The sequence below is a fragment of the Streptantibioticus rubrisoli genome (assembly GCF_024436055.1).
Classification (GTDB): Bacteria; Actinomycetota; Actinomycetes; order Streptomycetales; family Streptomycetaceae; genus Streptantibioticus_A; species Streptantibioticus_A rubrisoli.
In genome coordinates this window covers 153,645-172,422 of record NZ_JANFNH010000001.1, presented here as the reverse complement: position 1 = coordinate 172,422, position 18,778 = coordinate 153,645, and the positions used below count along the sequence as shown (strand labels likewise).

Annotated in this window: 22 protein-coding genes; 9 read left to right on the top strand and 13 right to left on the bottom strand. The window is 70.7% G+C overall.

Annotated features, from left to right (window positions below; translation table 11 throughout):
* Positions 1-17: 17 nt before the first annotated feature.
* The 3 genes from NON19_RS00875 to NON19_RS00865 form a co-directional block, all read right to left on the bottom strand.
* On the bottom strand, positions 18-254 hold the full coding sequence (locus NON19_RS00875; protein WP_255924558.1) for a hypothetical protein: 237 nt from the start codon (positions 252-254) through the stop codon (positions 18-20).
* 296 nt (positions 255-550) lie between these two features.
* Positions 551-691 carry a hypothetical protein gene (locus NON19_RS00870; RefSeq protein ID WP_255924557.1) on the bottom strand — a complete coding sequence of 47 codons (141 nt, stop codon included), beginning with the start codon at positions 689-691 and terminating at the stop codon, positions 551-553.
* A gap of 164 nt (positions 692-855) precedes the next feature.
* Positions 856-2,082 (bottom strand): acyl-CoA dehydrogenase family protein, encoded by a 1,227-nt coding sequence (locus NON19_RS00865; protein WP_255924556.1) that lies wholly within the window; start codon positions 2,080-2,082, stop codon positions 856-858.
* 190 nt (positions 2,083-2,272) lie between these two features.
* On the opposite strand from NON19_RS00865, the gene NON19_RS00860 reads away from it, so the two are divergent.
* Positions 2,273-2,914, top strand: coding sequence for a TetR/AcrR family transcriptional regulator (locus tag NON19_RS00860; RefSeq protein ID WP_255924555.1), 642 nt, complete (start codon positions 2,273-2,275; stop codon positions 2,912-2,914).
* A gap of 7 nt (positions 2,915-2,921) precedes the next feature.
* Here NON19_RS00860 and def read toward each other — a convergent pair whose 3' ends face one another.
* A complete protein-coding gene (gene def / locus NON19_RS00855) occupies positions 2,922-3,467 on the bottom strand; it encodes a peptide deformylase (protein ID WP_255924554.1) in 546 nt (181 codons plus the stop codon).
* Between the two features lie 435 nt (positions 3,468-3,902).
* On the opposite strand from def, the gene NON19_RS00850 reads away from it, so the two are divergent.
* The 7 genes from NON19_RS00850 to NON19_RS00820 all read left to right on the top strand — a co-directional run bounded on the left by NON19_RS00850 (position 3,903) and on the right by NON19_RS00820 (position 10,262).
* Complete coding sequence (locus NON19_RS00850) at positions 3,903-5,141, top strand: Mur ligase family protein (RefSeq protein ID WP_255924553.1); 1,239 nt, start codon at positions 3,903-3,905, stop codon at positions 5,139-5,141.
* A 38-nt stretch (positions 5,142-5,179) separates the two neighbouring features.
* The gene (locus NON19_RS00845) at positions 5,180-5,911 is read left to right on the top strand and encodes a type 1 glutamine amidotransferase (RefSeq protein WP_255924552.1); all 732 of its coding nucleotides are present in this window, start codon (positions 5,180-5,182) and stop codon (positions 5,909-5,911) included.
* A gap of 148 nt (positions 5,912-6,059) precedes the next feature.
* The gene (locus NON19_RS00840; protein ID WP_255924551.1) at positions 6,060-7,085 is read left to right on the top strand and encodes a 6-phosphofructokinase; all 1,026 of its coding nucleotides are present in this window, start codon (positions 6,060-6,062) and stop codon (positions 7,083-7,085) included.
* Positions 7,086-7,224: 139 nt separating this feature from the next.
* Positions 7,225-8,199 (top strand): cytochrome c oxidase assembly protein, encoded by a 975-nt coding sequence (locus NON19_RS00835; protein WP_255924550.1) that lies wholly within the window; start codon positions 7,225-7,227, stop codon positions 8,197-8,199.
* 86 nt (positions 8,200-8,285) lie between these two features.
* A complete protein-coding gene (locus NON19_RS00830; protein ID WP_255924548.1) occupies positions 8,286-8,444 on the top strand; it encodes a hypothetical protein in 159 nt (52 codons plus the stop codon).
* Between the two features lie 13 nt (positions 8,445-8,457).
* Entirely contained in the window at positions 8,458-9,168 is a 711-nt protein-coding gene (locus NON19_RS00825; RefSeq protein ID WP_255924547.1) for a lysophospholipid acyltransferase family protein, read from the top strand.
* 56 nt (positions 9,169-9,224) lie between these two features.
* A complete protein-coding gene (locus NON19_RS00820) occupies positions 9,225-10,262 on the top strand; it encodes an NAD-dependent epimerase/dehydratase family protein (protein WP_255924546.1) in 1,038 nt (345 codons plus the stop codon).
* On the opposite strand, the gene NON19_RS00815 is transcribed toward NON19_RS00820, so the two are convergent.
* The 9 genes from NON19_RS00815 to NON19_RS00775 all read right to left on the bottom strand — a co-directional run bounded on the left by NON19_RS00815 (position 10,251) and on the right by NON19_RS00775 (position 18,021).
* Entirely contained in the window at positions 10,251-10,904 is a 654-nt protein-coding gene (locus tag NON19_RS00815; RefSeq protein WP_255924545.1) for a DUF1707 SHOCT-like domain-containing protein, read from the bottom strand. The two genes, NON19_RS00820 and NON19_RS00815, sit on opposite strands and share 12 nt — an antisense overlap.
* A 189-nt stretch (positions 10,905-11,093) precedes the next feature.
* Entirely contained in the window at positions 11,094-12,677 is a 1,584-nt protein-coding gene (locus tag NON19_RS00810; protein WP_255924544.1) for an alpha/beta hydrolase, read from the bottom strand.
* A 209-nt stretch (positions 12,678-12,886) separates the two neighbouring features.
* Positions 12,887-13,696: an urease accessory protein UreD gene (locus NON19_RS00805; protein ID WP_255924543.1), complete on the bottom strand. Its 810-nt coding sequence runs from the start codon at positions 13,694-13,696 to the stop codon at positions 12,887-12,889.
* On the bottom strand, positions 13,693-14,418 hold the full coding sequence (gene ureG / locus NON19_RS00800) for an urease accessory protein UreG (protein ID WP_255924542.1): 726 nt from the start codon (positions 14,416-14,418) through the stop codon (positions 13,693-13,695). Before ureG ends, NON19_RS00805 begins: the two co-directional genes overlap by 4 nt.
* A 33-nt stretch (positions 14,419-14,451) precedes the next feature.
* Entirely contained in the window at positions 14,452-15,138 is a 687-nt protein-coding gene (locus NON19_RS00795; RefSeq protein WP_255924541.1) for an urease accessory protein UreF, read from the bottom strand.
* Positions 15,139-15,154: 16 nt separating this feature from the next.
* Positions 15,155-16,897: an urease subunit alpha gene (locus tag NON19_RS00790; RefSeq protein ID WP_255924540.1), complete on the bottom strand. Its 1,743-nt coding sequence runs from the start codon at positions 16,895-16,897 to the stop codon at positions 15,155-15,157.
* On the bottom strand, positions 16,890-17,201 hold the full coding sequence (locus tag NON19_RS00785) for an urease subunit beta (protein WP_255924539.1): 312 nt from the start codon (positions 17,199-17,201) through the stop codon (positions 16,890-16,892). The genes NON19_RS00790 and NON19_RS00785 overlap by 8 nt, the downstream gene beginning before the upstream one ends.
* Positions 17,202-17,226: 25 nt before the next feature.
* Positions 17,227-17,529, bottom strand: coding sequence for an urease subunit gamma (locus NON19_RS00780; protein ID WP_255924538.1), 303 nt, complete (start codon positions 17,527-17,529; stop codon positions 17,227-17,229).
* 198 nt (positions 17,530-17,727) lie between these two features.
* A complete protein-coding gene (locus NON19_RS00775) occupies positions 17,728-18,021 on the bottom strand; it encodes a type II toxin-antitoxin system Phd/YefM family antitoxin (RefSeq protein WP_255924537.1) in 294 nt (97 codons plus the stop codon).
* Positions 18,022-18,144: 123 nt separating this feature from the next.
* Here NON19_RS00775 and NON19_RS00770 point away from each other — a divergent pair, with 123 nt between their 5' ends.
* Complete coding sequence (locus NON19_RS00770; protein ID WP_255924536.1) at positions 18,145-18,777, top strand: ATP-dependent Clp protease proteolytic subunit; 633 nt, start codon at positions 18,145-18,147, stop codon at positions 18,775-18,777.
* Position 18,778 lies beyond the last annotated feature (1 nt).

Below are 18,778 nucleotides of genomic sequence, written 5' to 3'. Positions count from 1 at the left end.
ATGGAGCCGCTGGAGGCTCAGGGACCGGTGACGATGTAGCCACCTGTCAGAAACCCAAAATCCAACCCGCCGGCACTGGCTTGCATCGTTACCGTCACGGTAGAGGTCGTAAGATTCTTCAAGATGACTTGGGGTTTTTGATCAGAACTAATGACTGGCCCGACATCCTTGATCTTCGCGCCATTGAGGAATGCCTGGAAATCAGCGGCCTGTACCGTCCCGGTCTGTGCCGTCGCGTCGCTCGTGACCCGCACAGAAAGGGTTTCCCCGGGGCCAACGTCGACAGAGCCACACGACACATAGGAAAGGGGGACGACGTTACAGCGCAAAATGGAGCCGCCGGTATCAGTCGTCTGCGCATGGAACCCTCCTGACAGGCCTGAGAGATCGGCCGGACACGTACTCGGCCGCGTGGCTGACCGGAGAGGGCAAAATGCCGGGGCGACAAAGACCGCAACAGTGGCGGGCCTTCTGCCGCACACACCTGAAGGTCTTGTTTTTTAGAATCTACGCCGCCAAACGGGTGATCACACGACCAGGCGTTCCCTCCTCAGTCATCCCCAGGCTCGGGCTCGCCCTGGTCGTCGTGGGGGTCGTCGAGGTTGCGGCACGTCTGCGAGCACCACACCACGCGGGCGCGTATCGGCCGCTCGCAGCATGCGCACATCGCGGCGGGCAGGACGGTGGTCATTCGGCGCTCCACTTGTCTCCGTTGCGGGCCCAGCAGATCCACTCCTCCCACCGGCCCCAGCGGCTGTTTGATCACCCCATTGCGACACCTGTGGGCCCTCCCAGATGCTCTGGGAGGGCCCTTTCTTCAGCGGCTATCTACGCGTGGCCTCCAGGTGTTTCCCGTCAGCGGATCGGCAGCCCCGAGATGCTGCGGGCGATGACCAGGCGCTGGATCTCGCTGGTGCCCTCGAAGATGGTGTAGATGGCGGCGTCGCGGTGCATGCGCTCCACCGGGTACTCCCGGGTGAAGCCGTTGCCGCCGAGGATCTGCATGGCCTGGGCGGTGACCCACTTCGCGGTCTCGCCCGCGTAGAGCTTGGACATCGAGCCCTCCGCGGCGGTGAACGGCTTGCCCGCGGTGGCCATCCAGGAGGCCCGCCAGACCAGGAGGCGGGCGGCGTCGATCCGGGTGCGCATGTCGGCGAGGGTGAAGGCGACGCCCTGGTTGTCGATGATGGGGCGGCCGAACTGGACCCGGGTCTTGGCGTAGTCGAGCGCGACCTCGTACGCGGCGCGGGCGATGCCGACCGCCTGGGCGCCGACCGCCGGGCGGGAGGCCTCGAAGGTGGCCATCGCCGCGTTCTTGGTCCGCTTACCTCCCGCGCGCTGCTTCTCCCGGGCGCGGGCCAGCCGTTCGTCGAGCTTCTCCTTGCCGCCGAGTAGGCAGGAGCCGGGCACCCGTACGCCGTCCAGTACGACCTCGGCGGTGTGTGAGGCGCGGATGCCGTGCTTTTTGAACTTCTGCCCCTGGGACAGCCCCGGCGTGCCCGGCGGGACGATGAAGGACGCCTGGCCGCGCGCGCCGAGTTCGGGGTCCACCACGGCGACGACCACATGGACGTTGGCGATGCCGCCGTTGGTGGCCCAGGTCTTGGTGCCGTTCAGCACCCATTCGTCCTTGGCCTCGTCGTAGACCGCGCGGGTGCGCATGGCGGAGACGTCCGACCCGGCGTCCGGCTCGGAGGAGCAGAAGGCGGCGACCTTCACATCGTCCGCGGTGCCGAACATCTGCGGCACCCAGGTGCCGATCTGCTCCTCGGTGCCGTTGGCGAGCACCCCCACCGCGGCCAGCGTGGTGCCGACGATGGACAGGCCGATTCCCGCGTCACCCCAGAAAAGTTCCTCCATGGCGACCGGGATGCCGAGCCCGGTGGGGTCGAAGAACGCCTGGGCGTAGAAGTCCATGGAGTACAGGCCGATCTTGGCGGCCTCCTGGATCACCGGCCAGGGGGTCTCCTCGCGTTCGTCCCACTCCGCGGCGGCCGGGCGCATCACGTCGGCGGCGAAGCCGTGCACCCAGTCGCGGACGCCCTTCTGGTCGTCGTTGAGCTCCAGCGAGAAGTCACCCATCGTTCCCCTCCACCTGCTTGTTACTTACGGTAACACGCAGTGTGTTACCGGCCGGTAGGGATGTCAACCGCCAGCTTGCGCACCAAGGCGCCACCTGCCGCCCGCCGGGAAGCCGCAGGGCATTGCGGCGTTCACCGGAAAATGCAGTACGTTGCGCACAGCGCGAGAATCGAACGGGCGGGGAGGCTCGATGCAGACCAGCCAGCGACTGGACCAGCAGCAGGCGACGGAGAACCGGCGCCGGGAGCTGCTCGAAGCCGCGGACCGGGTGGTGCTGCGCGACGGACCCGAGGCGTCCATGAACGCCATCGCCGCCGAGGCGGGGATCACCAAGCCGATCCTGTACCGGCACTTCGGCGACAAAAGCGGTCTGTACCGGGCACTCGCCAAGCGGCACACCGACGCGCTGCTGGACAACCTGCGCACCGCGCTGGACTCCCGCAGTGCCCGCCGCGACCGGGTCGAGGCCACCTTGGACGCCTATCTGACGGCCATCGAGGCCCGCCCGCAGGTGTACCGCTTTCTGATGCATCCCACCGAGGACGCGGACGCCGAGAAGGGCTTCGACACCCGCCGCTACTCCGCGCCCCTACTGCGCCGACTCGGTGAGGAGTTGGCGAAGATCATCGCCGAACGGCTCGACCTCGGCCCCAACGGCGAGGAGCTGGCGCGGGTGTGGGGCCACGGCATCGTCGGCATGATGCACGCGGCAGGCGACTGGTGGCTGGCCGAACGCCCCTGTGAGCGCGGCCAGTTGGTGGCCCATCTGGCCGACCTGCTGTGGGGCCGCCTCGCGGCGGCGGGCGACGTGCCGGGCAGCCCCGGGTTCTGAGGGCGCCCTACCCGCCGCGGGCCCACGGCGCGCGACGGGCGGCGCGCAGGGCTCGGCGGCGGCGCAGCCCGGTGAGGCGGTCGGTGAACAACTCGCCGCCCAGGTGGTCGCATTCGTGCTGCAGGCAGCGGGCGAAGAACCCGGTGCCCTCGATCCGTACCGGCTCGCCGTGCGGGTCGAAGCCCTCCACAACGGCGCGGTCGAAGCGCGGGGTGGTGGCGGTGACACCGGGCAGCGACAGACAGCCCTCCGTGCCGCCGACCACCACGCCGTCCGCCTCCGTCAGGCGCGGATTGACCACCGCGCCGAGGTGGCGGCGGTCCTCGTCGTCCGGGCAGTCGTAGACGAACACCCGCAAGGGGACACCGATTTGCGGCGCGGCCAGTCCGACGCCGTCGGCGGCGTACATCGTGGCGTACATGTCCTCCACCAGCCGCGCCAGTTCCGGGTCGAAGCCGGTCACCTCGGCGGCCGACGACCGCAGCACAGGATCGCCGAGCAGCCGCATCGGCCGTACGGTTCCCGAGCTGCCGGGGATGGTGCGGGGTCTCATGGCGGCAAGGTTACGTCGCCGCGCCGGGACCGCCGTCCCGGCGATCCCGGGATGCGGATGTCCGGCGCGACGGCGAGCAACCGCAACGCCGCGGCCCCAGGTGCCGAACCTCCCGCAACGCACCAAAGATCCAACCCCAACACCACCCCGAAACAGGGCATTTCACCGCCCAGCAGCAAGCCGAACGCCCAGCCGGCGACCCCCGGCGGATCGCGTACCCCGGCCGGGCAGGCCATGGCGCGGTGCGGGGGCGGCCCGAGGACTCGATAGGCTGATCCGCGACCGAAGCCTTCCGCCCCGGCGGACCGGCGCGGCCCGCGCGGGCATCCCAGCCGCGGTGCGGCACCGGCGGACGCGCTACACCACCCCCATCCAGGCGGTGGTGCACAACGCACCCGGAGGCCCGGTGTCGAACGCGAGGAGGATCGAAAGACGATGGCAGGCAACACGGAGCCGCTGTCGCCGCGGGCGAAGCTGGCCGTGACGGCGGGCAAGGCCGCGGCGGCGGTGTCGCGCGCCGCGGGCCGTGGCAGCGGATCGGTGATCGGCGGCCGGGTGGCCCTCAAGCTCGACCCCGAGCTGCTGGGTCGGCTCGCCGGGCACCTGGACGTGGTCCTGGTGTCGGCGACCAACGGCAAGACCACCACCACCCGCCTGATCGCCGAGGCGCTGCGGGCGGCCGGTCCCGTCGTCTCCAACGCGCTCGGCGCCAACATGCCCGCCGGCATCACCTCCGCCCTGGCGGGCGGCTCGGACGCCCGGTACGGCGTGATCGAGGTCGACGAGAAGTACCTGGCGGGCGTCGCCCGCGATGTGTCGCCGAAGGCCATCGCGCTGCTCAACCTCTCCCGCGACCAGCTCGACCGCGCGGGCGAGACCCGGATGCTCGCCGAGAAGTGGCGCGAGGGCCTGGCCGGCACCGAGGCGATCGTCATCGCCAACGCTGACGACCCGCTGGTGGCCTGGGCCGCCTCCTCCTGCCCGACCGTGGTGTGGGTGGCCGCGGGCCAGGAGTGGAAGGACGACGCCTGGTCCTGCCCGTCCTGCGGCGGTGTGCTCCAGCGCCACACCGAGGACTGGTTCTGCGGCGAGTGCGGATTCCGCCGCCCCCAGCCCACCTGGGCGCTGTCCGGCGACTACGTGATCGCCCCCGACGGTGTCGCCTGGCCGATCCAGCTGCAGCTTCCCGGCCGGGCCAACAAGGCGAACGCGGCCACCTCGGCCGCCGTCGCCGCGGTCTTCGGGGTGGCCCCCAAGATCGCGCTGGAGCGGATGTACGCGGTGCAGGCGGTCGCCGGACGGTACGACGTGGTCTCCTACCTCGGCCGTGACCTGCGGCTGCTGCTGGCGAAGAACCCCGCGGGCTGGCTGGAGACCTTCTCGCTGATCGACGGCCCGCCCGCCCCGGTGCTGCTGTCGGTGAACGCGCGCAGCGCGGACGGCACCGACACCTCGTGGCTGTGGGACGTGGACTATCCCCGGCTCGCCGGACACCCGATCTTCGTGATCGGCGACCGCAAGCTGGACCTGGCGGTCCGCCTCGAAGTCGCCGGACTGCAGTTCCGGGTCTGCGCCGACGTGGACGAGGCGGTGCGCTCGGCACCACCCGGCAAGATCGAGGTCATCGCCAACTACACGGCGTTCCAGGACCTGCGCCGAGCAGTCGGCAACTGACCGGCCCGTACCAGGACTCCTACAGAAGGATTGCGAGCATGAGCGACACCAGCCTGCGCCTGGTGTGGGTCTACCCCGACCTGCTGAGCACCTACGGTGACCAGGGCAACGTCCTGGTGGTGGAGCGCCGCGCCCAGCAGCGGCACATCCCCGTCACCCGTATCGACGTACGCTCCGACCAGCCCATCCCCACCTCGGGCGACATCTACCTGATCGGCGGCGGTGAGGACCGGCCGCAGCGGCTGGCCGCCGAGCGGCTGCGCCGGGACGGCGGACTGAACCGGGCGGTGGGCAACGGTGCCATCGTCTTTTCGGTCTGCGCGGGCTACCAGATCCTGGGCACCGAGTTCATCAACGACCTCGGCCACCCCGAGCCTGGCCTGGGCATCCTCGACGTGCGCAGTGTCCGCAACGAGGGCGCCCGGCACGTCGGCGACATCATGGGCGACATCGACGAGCGGCTCGGCCTGCCGCCGCTGACCGGCTTCGAGAACCACCAGGGCAACACGGTCATCGGCCCCGGCGCCCGCCCGTTCGCCCGGCTCCGCTTCGGCAGCGGCAACGGCACCGGCGACGGCACCGAGGGCGCCTGGTGCGACACGGTCTTCGGCACCTACGCGCACGGCCCGGTGATGGCCCGCAACCCGCAGATCGCCGACATGCTGCTGAAGTTGGCGCTCGACGTGCACGCGCTGCCGCCGGTCGACGAGCAGTGGTACGAGGCGCTGCGCGCCGAGCGGATCGCCGCCGCCACCGAGGCGTCGGCCTGAACCGCCCCGCGGAGCCTGGGATTCCGTCATCCGGACGAAACCGGCACGACGGACCGATGTTCTCCCCGTACGGATAGGCTGTCGGGGTCCTTCCGGACGACGGGGTCCGGTCGCCGGTTGACTTGCAGGTGCAGGAGTAGCGAGAGCAATGCGTATTGGTGTGCTGACCAGCGGCGGCGACTGCCCCGGACTGAACGCCGTCATCCGGTCCGTGGTGCACCGCGCCGTGGCCGACCACGGTGACGAGGTCATCGGCTTCCACGACGGGTGGAAGGGTCTTCTGGAGTGCGACTACCGCAAGCTGGACCTGGACGCGGTCGGTGGCATCCTCGCCCGCGGCGGCACCATCCTCGGCTCGTCACGGGTGCAGCCCGCGCATCTGCGCGACGGTGTCGAGCGGGCCAAGGGCCATGTCAAGGACCTCGGCCTGGACGCGATCATCCCGATCGGCGGCGAGGGCACGCTCAAGGCGGCCCGACTGCTGTCGGACGCGGGACTGCCGATCGTGGGCGTGCCGAAGACCATCGACAACGACATCTCCTCGACCGATGTCACGTTCGGCTTCGACACCGCGGTGATGGTGGCGACCGAGGCGCTGGACCGGCTGAAGACCACCGCCGAGTCCCACCAGCGGGTGCTGATCGTCGAGGTGATGGGCCGCCACACCGGCTGGATCGCGCTGCACTCGGGCATGGCGGCCGGTGCGCACGCGATCGTGGTGCCGGAGCGGCCGTTCGACATCGAGGAGCTGACCGAGGTGGTCGGCAAGCGGTTCGCGGCGGGCAAGAAGTTCGCGATCGTGGTGGTCTCCGAGGGCGCCAAGCCGCGTGAGGGCTCGATGCCGTTCGAGACCGGTGGCACCGACATCTACGGGCACGAGCGGTTCGCCGGTGTGGCCCGGCAGTTGTCGGTCGAGCTGGAGCAGCGGCTCGGCAAGGAGGCCCGCCCCGTGATCCTCGGCCATGTGCAGCGCGGCGGTACGCCGACCGCCTACGACCGGGTGCTGGCCACCCGGTTCGGCTGGCACGCGGTGGAGGCGGCGCACAACGGCGACTTCGGGATGATGACGGCGCTGCGCGGCACCGACATCACGCTGGTGCCGCTGGCCGAGGCCGTCGACCACCTCAAGACCGTTCCGGCCGAGCGGTACGTGGAAGCCGAGTGCGTTCTGTGAGACCGCGACACGGATGAGCGTTCAACGAGCCGCCCCGGCCCGAAGCCTCGGGCGGGGGCGGCTCTAGTCTGGTGCGGGCGCACCGGTCGAAACGGTTGCAAAGGGGCGCCCTGGGCGAGGCGCGACAGGAGAGTTGCGGATGGATCACAGCGGGCACGGCATGTCGGGCATGCACGGCATGCACATGAACATGGATATGCCGCCGTTCACCTGGCAGCGGGGCCTGCAGTTCAGCGGGGACCCGTTCTTCCTGATCGGCTGCCTGCTGGCGCTCGGCCTGTACGTGTGGGGCGTGGTCCGGCTGCGCAGACGCGGCGACGAGTGGCCGGTGGTGCGCACGGTGGCGTTCACGGCGGGAGTGCTGACCGTGGGCGTGACGATGTGCACCAAGCTGAACGACTACGGCATGGTCATGTTCAGCGTGCACATGGTGCAGCACATGATCATCAGCATGCTCTCCCCCATCCTGCTGCTGCTCGGCGCGCCGGTGACGCTTACGCTGCGCGCGCTGCCCACCGCGGGCCGCGGTCGCAGGGGGCCGCGCGAGCTGCTGGTGACCCTGCTGCACAGCCGCTACATGCGGGTCATCACACATCCGGCGTTCACCATCCCGCTGTTCATCGCCAGCCTGTACGCGCTGTACTTCACCCCGCTGTTTGACTTCCTGATGGGCAGCAAGGTCGGGCACATCGCGATGATGGTGCACTTCCTGGCGGTGGGCCTGGTCTTCTTCTGGCCGATCATGGGCGTCGACCCGGGACCGCACCGGCCGGGATACGTGATGCGCATCCTGGAGCTGTTCATGGGGATGCCGTTCCACGCGTTCTTCGGTATCGCGCTGATGATGGCCAGCCAGCCGATGATCAAGACCTTCGAGCATCCCCCCGCCTCGCTCGGTGTGGACCCGCTCTCCGACATGCACTCGGGCGGTGCGATCGCCTGGGCGTTCAGTGAGATCCCGTCGGTCATCGTGCTGATCGCGCTGGTCATGCAGTGGTACCTCGCCGAGCAGCGGCAGTCCCGGCGCAAGGACCGGGCGGCGGACCGGGACGGGGACCAGGAGCTGGTGGCGTACAACGCCTATCTGGCCTCGCTCCAGGGACGTGGTCGCTGAGAGCGCGTCCGCTTTACGTCGTCGTCGCCCCGTAGCGGTGGGGACCGCCGCGGGGCGACGATGGTCTTGTGGAGGTGGCTGGGGCGATGCCGGGATCCGCGAAGGCGATGACGGTGTGCACGTTGGTGGTCCTGGTGCTGGTCACCGCGTACACCGTGGCGCTGGGCAGCAACGGGTGGTTGTGGTTCGGCTGGGTGGTGCTGGGGCTGCTGACCGCGGGCACCGCACTGACCCGGCGGACCTGAGGAGGCGTCCGCAGTGTTCTATTACGTGCTGAAGTACGTGGTGCTCGGGCCGCTGCTGAAGCTGCTGTTCCGGCCGCGTATCGAAGGGTTGGAGAACATTCCGCAGGAGGGTCCGGCGATCATCGCGGGCAACCACCTCTCCTTCTCCGACCACTTCCTGATGCCCGCGGTGCTGCCGCGCCGGATCACCTTCCTCGCCAAACAGGAGTACTTCACCGGCCCCGGTCTGAAGGGCGCGCTGATCGCCTCGTTCTTCCGCAGCGCGGGCCAGATCCCGGTGGACCGCACCGGCGGCAAGGCGGCGCGCCCGGCGGTGGAGGAGGCGCTCGCGGTGCTGGAGCGCGGTGAGCTCATGGGCGTCTACCCCGAGGGCACCCGCTCGCACGACGGACGGCTCTACAAGGGGCGCACCGGCGTTGCGGTGATGGCGCTCAAGGCGCATGCACCGGTGGTGCCGTGCGCGATGATCGGCACCTTCGAGATCCAGCCGCCGGGACGGCTGGTGCCGAGGATCCGCCGGGTGACGATACGGTTCGGCAGGCCGCTGGACTTCTCCCGGTTCGAGGGGATGGAGCACGACCGGTACGTGCTGCGCTCGATCGTCGACGAGATCATGTACGCGATCATGGAACTGTCCGGCCAGGAGTACGTGGACCGCTACGCCCCTGATGTGAAGGCCGAGTTGGCGCACAGCGGTTCCCACCATCTGCGCAAGCCCGCGTAATCCGCGTTCGGCGAACAGCGGTTGATGCGGCCGCCGATCCGCGTACCGTCCCTGCCATGACCGCAGACGTGTTCGTGATCGGGGCCATGGGGCAGATCGGCCGGACCGCCGTCCGGGTGCTCGCCGAGGACGGCTGGCGGGTGCGCGCCGCCTCGCTGCACGGCCAGCGCGACGAGACCTGGCCGGACGATGTGGAGCCGCTGGCGCTCGACCGGACGGACACCGAGGCGCTGACGGCGGCGCTGGGCGACGGGTGCGACGTGCTCGTCGACTGCGTGGCCTACGGAACACGCGACGCGGCACAGCTCATCGGGATCGCGGACCGGATCGGCTCGGCGGTCGTCATCTCCAGCGCGGCGGTGTACGAGGACGAGCGCGGCCGCGGCTTCGACACCCAGGAGGAACCGGACGGCTTCCCGCGCTATCCGGTGCCGGTGCCGGAGACGCAGCGCACGGTGGCGCCCGGCGAGCGAAGCTACGCGACGCGCAAGGCCGCGCTGGAGGGCCGACTACTGGCGGCGGGCGGCCAGTTGCCGACGACGCTGCTGCGCGCGGGCGCGGTCCACGGCCGGTACAACCGGCTCCCGCGCGAGCTGTACTTCATCCAACGGGCCCTGGACCACCGGCCGGTGCGTGTGCTGGCGTACCGCGGCGAGAGCCGTTTCCACACCGTCCACACCTCCAACATCGCCGAGTTGGTGCGACTGGCCGCCAGCAGACCCGGTTCGCGGGTGCTGAACGCGGGCGACCCGCACCCGCCGACCGTGGCCGAGATCGGCTCGGCGGTCGACGCGGTGCTGGGCACCGTCTGCGAGACGGTCCTCATGGACGGTCCGGCCACATCTCAGAACGTGGGCGGCACACCGTGGTCGACGCCGTATCCCATGGTGCTCGACATGTCCGCGGCCGAACGGGAGTTGGGCTACCGCCCGGTGACCACGTACCTGGACTCGCTCCCGTCCACGGTCGAGTGGACGGTGCGCGCGCTGGGCGACGGGGACTGGCGCACGGTCTTCCCGCGACTGGCCGGCAGCTACCCGCAGTTGTTCGACTACGCGGCGGAGGACCGCTGGCTGGCCGCCCTACGCCCCTGACTTCCAGGCGTCGCGGAAGTCGCGCCAGTACTGCTTGAAGCCGCCGCGCACGACCCGCAGATGCCCGAGGACCGATCGGCCGTTGATCCGGATGACCGGCCCCTCCTCGTCCTGCGCCCCCTTGCCGCCGGGCAGCGAGCGCTTGCCGAACAGGGCGGTACCGGTGTCGTAGACCCGGGCGTTGTCCGGTACCAGGACCTCGATCTTGCCGCAGAACGAACGGGCGTCGATGACCACCTCGCGCCGGGTGAAGACGGCGTGCCGCAGGTCGATCACCGCGGCGCCGAAGGTGGAGCGGACCTCGGTGCGCGGCGGTACCGGCCACTGGCCGCCACGGCGGATCTTGCTGAACACCGCCTTGACCGGCGCGGCGTCCAGGTGTGCCGCGGGCGCCGGTTCGGTGGCGGGCTCGGGCAGGTCCCGGGTGATCGGCGCGAGTTCGCCGACGGTACGGGAGGCGTACACCGCCTCAAGGCGCTCGGCGTGCTCCTCGGGCGCCAGGCGTCCGGTGGCCAGCGCGTCCGCGAGGATGGCGGCCACCCGGTCGCGCTCCTCATCGGAGGCGCGCAGGTCGGGCGCGGCACCGGAGGACTTGGCCAGCCTGGCGGGTTGCGGTGCGGGTACGGGGGCTGACGCGGACATCAGGACATCCTTTTCCACGGCGTGCGCGGACCATGACGACACTCACGTTATATCGCGATAGCCGAGCCTGGCAATACGGCTGTCACGTCCCCCGCCGCACCGTGCCCCGGGCCGCGGTCCGACCGATCGCGGTCAACAGCACGGTGCCGCGCTCCTGCTCCAGGAACGCGGCACCGTGACTGACCGGCGTCACTTGCCGTTCGGCACCGGCGCGGCGTGCGGGCCGCAGACCACGTCGTGACCGTCGAGCCGACCGTCCACGAAGTAGGCGGTCACCCGGTCGTTGACGCACGGGTTCACCAGGCCCGTCACACCGTGCGAGCCCGCGGCCCGCTCGGTGATCAGCTCCGAGCCGCGCAGCCTGCGGTGCAGTTCCACCGCACCCGCGTACGGGGTCGCCGCGTCACGTGTGCTCTGCACGATCAGCACGTTGGGCAGCCCCTGGTGCGAGCGGACGTCGACCGGGGTGTGCTGCGGCTGCGTCCAGGTGGCGCACGGCAGGTTCATCCACGCGTTGTCCCACGTCATGAACGGGTACCTGGCGTTCAGCGCGGTGTTGTCCCGGTCCCAGCGCTCCCAACTGGTGGGCCAGTGGGCGTCGTTGCACTCCACGGCGGTGTAGACGGCGTTGGAGTTCTCCGCCGTCGCCGCGTTCGAGTAGTCCGGACCCGCCGCCTTGATCAGCGGCTTGGCGTCACCAGCGGCATACTTGCTCCACGCGTCGGCGATGATCGGCCAGGACTGGTCGAAGTACGGGGCGTTCTGGAAGAAGGCGATCAGTTCGGCGGGGCCGACCACACCGCCGATCGGCCGGCGCTTGGCGGTGGCGCGCAGCCCCAGCCACTGCTGCTGGACCTTGGCCCGGGTGCCGCCCAGGTGGTACACGCTGTCGTACCGGGCGACCCAGCTCTCGAAGTCCTTCCACCGCCCCTCGAAGGCCACATCCTGGTTCAGGTTGTTCTGGTACCAGATGTCCTTCTGGTCGGGGTTGACGACGCTGTCCACCAGGAGCCGGCGCACATGGGTCGGGAACAGCGTGGCGTAGACCGCGCCCAGGTACGTGCCGTAGGAAACGCCAAGGTAGTTGAGCTTCTTCTCACCGAGCGCGGCACGGATGACATCCATGTCGCGGGCGGTGTCGGGCGTCGTCATATAACGCAGCAGCGCCCCGCTGCGCTGCGCGCACCCGTCCGCGTACTCCTTGGCGAGCTTGCGCTGCGCCCGCTTGTCCGCAGCGTCACCGGGGACCGGGTCGGCCTTGGGGGCCTTGACGAACGCGCGCGGGTCCTCGCAGCTGATCGGCGCGGAGTGGCCGACTCCGCGCGGGTCGAAGCCCACGAAGTCATACGCCTGGGCCATCTTGGTCCACAGCGGGTTCTTGCTGGTCACCCGGGTGGGGAACTTCATGCCGGAGCCACCCGGTCCGCCCGGGTTGTACAGCAGCGAGCCCTGCCGCCGCGCCGGGGTCCCGGTGCTGCGGACCCGGTCCACCGCGAGCCTGATGGACGGTCCGTCGGGCCTGGCGTAGTCGATCGGAACCGTCACGTACCCGCACTGGATGGGCGACTTCAAACCCCAGGCTGTCGGGCAGTCGGTCCAGTGGACACCAGCCTTCGCGGCCCGCGCGGCCGCGACGCCCACCCCGCGCGCCTCGGCACTCACACCCTGGGCGGCACCGCCCGCCGTCCGGTCTCCGGCGGTGGCCACGGGGGCCGCCGCGATGGTGCCCGCGAGCAGGGCGCCGGTGGCGCCGAGCACGGCAATGCGTTTCAAGGAATTTCCCCTCTCTGCTTCGGTGCCACGGTCAGCGGCAACGATCAAGCAGCTCCACGGGGATCTTCGCGTCCGTTCAGAGCATCCGCACAGATATTCCCGAGATTTCTTTACCATTTTGTAACGGCTGACCTGCGGGTTGGGCCACCGCCACCACCATGCACCGCCGCCTGGCGTAGCGGAAGCGTGCCCGGCATCGCGGAGGCCGCTTAGCCCGCCGGGGGCGCCGCCGCTCGCTGCCCCGCGTTCAGCAGCCGCCGCACCGTCAGGGCGTCCCGGCCCAACGCGGTCACCAGAACGGCCGGTCCGGCAAGCGGGGTGAGCACCGCCTCTCCCTCGGCCGGGTCCGACGCCAGCGCCACCACCCCCGGGGCGTGCTCCTCGAACCACGGGTCAGCGATGAGGAGTTGACCCATCGCCCGGTACCGGTCGAGCACCGCGGGCCCCGACCAACCGGGCACCCCGGGTCCAAGGGCCACCTCCTGGTCGAGCAGCGCCCGGCCGCCCCGCCGGACGGTCAGCCTGCTCACCAGCCGCCCCGGCCGCTCCCCCGCCCGGCCCAGCACCAACTCCTCTCGCAGTACCAGCCGGGCGCCCTCGGCAAGCTCCACCCTGGTGGTCATCGCCAGATCGCTCCCGGCCGCCGCGATCAACGGCTCCGGCAACCAGCGCAGCTCCGCGCCCTCGTCCACCGCCAGCCGCACGTCGTACCGGGCGCGCGCCCCGTCCCGCCCCGGCAGCGACACCGTGGCCGCCGCCGAGCCCACCGCCAGCCGCGCGCCGGGCAGCACCCGCGCGTCCAGCCGGAGATGGTCGCCGCCCAGCGGCGCGCTCATCGCCCCGACCACCGTGACCTGGGCGGTATCCGCCCGGGCGGCCCGGGTGCGGCGCGGCACCAGCGGCCCCTCGCCGTGCAGCACCGGCAGCGCCGTGCCGCCGCGGCCGTCCGGTGCGGCCACGATCCGCGCGGCGGCACGTACCCCGCAGGACGCCGCCGGGGCTGGTGCGACGGCGGTCATGCCGCCGCGGTCCAGCAGGCGAGCCGCTCGCGGACCCAGGCGACGACCGGGGCGATTCCGTCCGGTTCGGTCAACGCGGTGAAGGTGACCGGCAGTTCGCCGCGCTGCGCCCTGGCGTCCCGTGCCATCACCTCCAGATCGGCGCCGACCAGTGGGGCCAGGTCGGTCTTGTTGACCACGAGCAGATCGGCGGTGGAGACCCCCGGGCCGCCCTTGCGCGGGATCTTGTCACCGCCCGCCACGTCGATCACGAAGATCTGCGCGTCCACCAGCCCCTTGGAGAAGGTGGCGGTGAGGTTGTCGCCGCCGGACTCGACCAGCACCAGGTCCAACGGGCCGACGCTCTCCTCCAAGTCCTCCACGGCTTCGAGGTTGGCGGAGATGTCGTCCCTGATGGCGGTGTGCGGGCAGGCCCCGGTCTCCACCGCGCTGATCCGCTCAGCCGGCAGAACCGCGTTGCGCAGCAGGAACTCGGCGTCCTCCCGGGTGTAGATGTCGTTGGTGACCACCGCGATGGACAACTCCTCCCGCAATTGGCGGCAGATCGCGGCCACGGTCGCCGTCTTCCCGGAACCGACCGGTCCGCCCAGCCCGATCCGCAGCGCCCGGCGGGTGCCGTCGGGGCGGGTGGTGGGCGCGCTCGACGGCGTGGGCGCGCGGCGCTGCCTTGACGGGGCGGCGGCATACCGCTGGGGGTAGGTCTCGGGGTGGTCCAGGTGCATGGTCGGCTCCGGGCGGTCGGGGACGGGGGTCGGCTAGGAGGCGAAGAGGCGCACGGGCCAGGCGGCGTGCGCTTCCGCCGCGATCTCCAGCAGCGGCGCGGAGGCGGCCGGTAGCGCGTCGAGGTCGTCGAGCGCCGACTCGGCTGCCGCCACGGCCAGTTCGGCTACCCGGTCCAGTTCGGGGGCGAGCCGGGCGAGTACCGCGGTGGCGTCGAATGGATCGAGGCTGAGCAGCCGGACCGCCGCCGTCGCCGGTCCGCTGACCGCCTCGTAGGCCGCCGCATGCGCCGCGTCCAGCGGCCCGAGCCCGGCCGCGGCGGCGGCGAGGCCGAGGACCACCGGCTGGTGGGCGCCGCGCGGCCGGGCCGCCGCCAACGCGTCCAGCGCGGGCGAGGGCCAGCAGGCGCGCGCCGCCCGCATCATCTGGCGGCCGAGCTTGCGGGCGGTCATCCGCAGCGCGGGCGAGGGGGTGCGGGCATCGGCCGCCTCGTCCAGCAGCAGCGGATTCGCCCCGGCCGCCGCGGCGGCGGCCAGTGCCGCGGCCACCAGTCCGGCGGTGCCCAACCGCCCCCGGCAGAACGCCTCCAGGGACGCCGGGTCCGACACCCGTCCGGCCGCGATCGCCGCCTCGGCGCCTCCGGAGTGGGCGTGTCCGCCCGCCGGGAAGCGACCGTCGGCGAGGACCAGCAGCGCCGCGCGGGTGGCCGTGGTGGTCGTCATGCCGTGACCTCGCGCCTCAGAACAGGAAGTAGCGCTGGGTCATGGGCAGTTGGGCGGCCGGAGCGGGATCGATGACCTCGCCGTCGATGCGCACCGTGAAGGAGTCGGGGTCGACCTCCACCCGGGGCAGCGCGTCGTTCTCCCGCATGTCCGCCTTGGTGACGGGACGCGTGCTGCGGATGGCGGTGAACCTCTTGCCGAGCTCCAGCCGGTCGGCGAGTCCCGCGTCCAGCGCCGAGGAGGTCGCGAAGTTGACCGAGTTGCCGCCGGGCGCTCGGCCGGTGGCGCCGAACATCGGCCGCGGCAGCAGCGGTTGCGGGGTCGGGATGGAGGCGTTGGCGTCGCCCATCTGCGCGTACGCGATCTGGCCGCCCTTGATCACCAGTTGCGGTCGCACGCCGAAGAACGCGGGCTCCCACAGCACCAGATCGGCGAGCTTGCCCTCCTCGACCGAGCCGATCTCACCGTCGAGCCCCTGGGCGACGGCCGGGTTGATGGTGTACTTGGCGACATAGCGGCGAGCCCGGTGGTTGTCCGCCCGGCCGTCGCCCGGCAGCGCGCCCCGGCGCTCCTTCATCACATGAGCGGTCTGCCATGTGCGCAGCACGACCTCGCCGATCCGGCCCATCGCCTGGGAGTCCGAGGAGATGATGGATATCGCACCGAGGTCGTGCAGTACATCCTCGGCGGCGATGGTGGACGGCCGGATACGGGACTCGGCGAAGGCGAGGTCCTCGGGCACCGCCGGGTTGAGGTGGTGGCAGACCATCAGCATGTCGAGGTGTTCCTCAACGGTGTTGACGGTGTGCGGGCGGGTCGGATTGGTCGAGGAGGGCAGCACGTTCGGCCGGGAGACCACCGTGATGATGTCCGGTGCGTGTCCACCGCCCGCACCCTCGGTGTGGTAGGCGTGGATACCGCGCCCGGCGATGGCGGCCAGGGTGTCCTCCACGAACCCGGCCTCGTTCAGGGTGTCGGTGTGGATGGCGAGTTGGGCGCCGCTCGCCTCGCAGACCGTCAGGCACGCGTCGATGACCGCGGGGGTGGCGCCCCAGTCCTCGTGCACCTTGAAGCCCACCACTCCGGCGCGCAGTTGGTCGTGCATCGACTCGGTGCTGACCGTGTTGCCCTTGCCCAGCAGGCCGATGTTGACCGGCGAGCCGTCCAGCGCCTGGAACATCCGCTCAAGGTGCCAGGCGCCGGGGGTGATGGTGGTGGCCTTGCTGCCCTCGGCGGGGCCGGTGCCGCCGCCGACCAGGGTGGTCACTCCGGAGGACAGCGCCTCGTCGACCAACTGCGGGCAGATGAAGTGCACATGGGCGTCGATGGCGCCCGCGGTGATGATCCTGCCGTTGCCCGCGATGATCTCGGTCTCTGGTCCGATGACCAGTCCCGGATGAACACCGTCCATGGTGTCCGGATTACCGGCCTTACCGATGGCCGATATCCGTCCGTCGCGGATACCGATATCGGCCTTGATGATCCCCCAGTGGTCGAGGATCACCGCACCGGTGATCACGGTGTCCGGCGCGCCCTGCGCCCTGGTGACCCTGGACTGCCCCATCGACTCGCGGATCACCTTGCCGCCGCCGAAGACCGCCTCGTCCCCGCAGTTGCCGGGTCCGCCGGACAGGTCGCGTTCGATCTCGATCAGCAGGCTGGTGTCGGCGAGCCGGATGCGGTCGCCGGTGGTGGGGCCGAACAGATCGGCGTATGCGGCACGGGCCAGCCGGACCGGCTGGTGCACGGACTCAGTCATCCAGCGCCCCCGCCGTCTGCCCGCGCAGCCCGGCGACGATCCGGGCGCCCGCGATGGGCACCAGATCGACCTCGACCGGAATGCCAGGCTCGAAGCGCACGGCGGTGCCCGCGGCGACTCCCAGGCGCAGTCCGTGTGCGGCGGCCCGGTCAAAGCGCAGTGCGGGATTGGCCTCGGCGAAGTGGTAATGCGAGCCGACTTGTACCGGTCGGTCGCCGGTGTTGAGCACGGTGAGCCGGGTGACCGGCCTGCCCTCGTTGAGGGTCACCGGTTCGTCGGCGAGGAGCAGCTCTCCGGGGATCATCAAGTGACGTGTCCTGTCAGCCTGTTCAGACGATCGGGTCGTGCACGGTGACCAGCTTGGTGCCGTCCGGGAAGGTGGCCTCGACCTGTACCGAGTGCAGCATCTCGGGGATGCCGTCCATCACCTCGTCCCGGGTGAGCACCTTGCGGCCGGAGGCCATCAGTTCGGCCACCGTGTTGCCGTCCCTGGCGCCTTCCAGGACGTGCGAGGTGATCAGCGCGACGGCCTCGGGGTGGTTCAGCTTCAGCCCTCGTGCCCGTCGCCGCTCCGCCACATCGGCGGCGACATGGATCAGCAAGCGCTCCTGCTCATGCGGAGTCAGTTGCATGCACACCTCACAGTTGACCTGGTGACCGGCCCGGGCACATGGCGCGAGCACCTCTGGCAGAGCGGCGCCGCCGGCACTGCAACTCCCGGAAAGCCGCGCTTGACCTGCCGGTTCCCAGGATTTTGCAGGGCGGTTACGACCCGGGTTCGGCGCTGTTTCCGCCGCGTTAAGGACGCCGCGCTACCGGCTCCGGGGCGGTCAGGTGGTGTGAGGGCGGTGCGTCGTGGGGTCGGTGTGCTGGGCGGCGATGCCGAAGCGGCGGCGTTCGCCGGTGGCGGACGCACCGGGGACCGGGGTGGAGACGGTGCTGATCACCCGCTCCTGGTTCGGCTCCTCGCCCTCTTCGAGTCGTCGCAGGTCAGCGGCGGACACCAGGGCGACCAGCGGCTTTCCGTGCCGGGTCACCACGACCCGTTCACCGCCGTAGACCACGCGGTTGATCAGTTCCGCGAGTTCGGCTCGGGCTTGTGTCACCGGGACTTCGTGCGCCATGCTCCCATCATAACGGGATGTACGTCCTGTACATTTTTTACAGATGGACCGCCCCTGCCCCTCGAAGGGAAGCGGTTCTCAGCGGCGCCCTTATGGAGGTATGCCCTTATGGAGGCATGGAGCATGGTCCGGCCGACCGCCCGATATGTTCTTCCGGAGTTCACCGAACGCACCGCACAGGGCCTGCGCACGATGGACCCGTACTCCAAGCTGCTCTCCGAGCGGGTGGTCTTCCTCGGCGCGCCCATCGACGACACCTCGGCCAACGACGTGATGGCGCAGCTGCTGCAGCTGGAACACGCCGCGCCGGAACAGGACATCCAGCTCTACATCAACTCGCCCGGCGGATCGTTCACCGCCATGTCCGCCCTCTACGACACCATGCGGTACATCTCCTGCGACATCCAGACGGTCTGCCTGGGCCAGGCGGGCTCCGCCGCGGCCGTACTGCTGGCCGCGGGCACCCCGGGCAAGCGGCTCGCCCTGCCCGGGGCACGGGTACTGCTGGAGCAGCCGGGCATTCCGGAGCCGGTGCGCGGCCAGCCGTCGGATCTGGAGATCCAGGCCAACGAGGTAGGCCGACAACGGGAGTTGACCGAGAAGCTGCTCTGCGAGCACACCGGCCAGCCGCTGGGCCGGGTACGGGACGACCTGGAGCGCGCCACGGTGCTGGACGGCCCGAGCGCCGTGGCGTACGGCCTGGTGGACCACCTCACCCAGGACCGCAAGTCGGCCCTGCCGCTGCGGGAGCGGTGAG

Excerpts from the sequence above, each read along its gene's own strand:
- NON19_RS00860 (WP_255924555.1), top strand. The coding sequence starts at position 2,273 with ATGCAGACCAGCCAGCGACTGGACCAGCAGCAGGCGACGGAGAACCGG.
- NON19_RS00830 (WP_255924548.1), top strand. The coding sequence starts at position 8,286 with ATGCCGGGATCCGCGAAGGCGATGACGGTGTGCACGTTGGTGGTCCTG.
- NON19_RS00780 (WP_255924538.1), bottom strand. The coding sequence starts at position 17,529 with ATGCAACTGACTCCGCATGAGCAGGAGCGCTTGCTGATCCATGTCGCC.
- ureG (WP_255924542.1), bottom strand. The coding sequence starts at position 14,418 with ATGCACCTGGACCACCCCGAGACCTACCCCCAGCGGTATGCCGCCGCC.
- NON19_RS00770 (WP_255924536.1), top strand. The coding sequence starts at position 18,145 with ATGGTCCGGCCGACCGCCCGATATGTTCTTCCGGAGTTCACCGAACGC.
- def (WP_255924554.1), bottom strand. The coding sequence starts at position 3,467 with ATGAGACCCCGCACCATCCCCGGCAGCTCGGGAACCGTACGGCCGATG.
- NON19_RS00775 (WP_255924537.1), bottom strand. The coding sequence starts at position 18,021 with ATGGCGCACGAAGTCCCGGTGACACAAGCCCGAGCCGAACTCGCGGAA.
- NON19_RS00805 (WP_255924543.1), bottom strand. The coding sequence starts at position 13,696 with ATGACCGCCGTCGCACCAGCCCCGGCGGCGTCCTGCGGGGTACGTGCC.
- NON19_RS00795 (WP_255924541.1), bottom strand. The coding sequence starts at position 15,138 with ATGACGACCACCACGGCCACCCGCGCGGCGCTGCTGGTCCTCGCCGAC.
- NON19_RS00870 (WP_255924557.1), bottom strand. The coding sequence starts at position 691 with ATGACCACCGTCCTGCCCGCCGCGATGTGCGCATGCTGCGAGCGGCCG.
- NON19_RS00785 (WP_255924539.1), bottom strand. The coding sequence starts at position 17,201 with ATGATCCCCGGAGAGCTGCTCCTCGCCGACGAACCGGTGACCCTCAAC.
- NON19_RS00835 (WP_255924550.1), top strand. The coding sequence starts at position 7,225 with ATGGATCACAGCGGGCACGGCATGTCGGGCATGCACGGCATGCACATG.
- NON19_RS00865 (WP_255924556.1), bottom strand. The coding sequence starts at position 2,082 with ATGGGTGACTTCTCGCTGGAGCTCAACGACGACCAGAAGGGCGTCCGC.
- NON19_RS00790 (WP_255924540.1), bottom strand. The coding sequence starts at position 16,897 with ATGACTGAGTCCGTGCACCAGCCGGTCCGGCTGGCCCGTGCCGCATAC.
- NON19_RS00840 (WP_255924551.1), top strand. The coding sequence starts at position 6,060 with ATGCGTATTGGTGTGCTGACCAGCGGCGGCGACTGCCCCGGACTGAAC.
- NON19_RS00850 (WP_255924553.1), top strand. The coding sequence starts at position 3,903 with ATGGCAGGCAACACGGAGCCGCTGTCGCCGCGGGCGAAGCTGGCCGTG.
- NON19_RS00820 (WP_255924546.1), top strand. The coding sequence starts at position 9,225 with ATGACCGCAGACGTGTTCGTGATCGGGGCCATGGGGCAGATCGGCCGG.
- NON19_RS00815 (WP_255924545.1), bottom strand. The coding sequence starts at position 10,904 with ATGTCCGCGTCAGCCCCCGTACCCGCACCGCAACCCGCCAGGCTGGCC.
- NON19_RS00845 (WP_255924552.1), top strand. The coding sequence starts at position 5,180 with ATGAGCGACACCAGCCTGCGCCTGGTGTGGGTCTACCCCGACCTGCTG.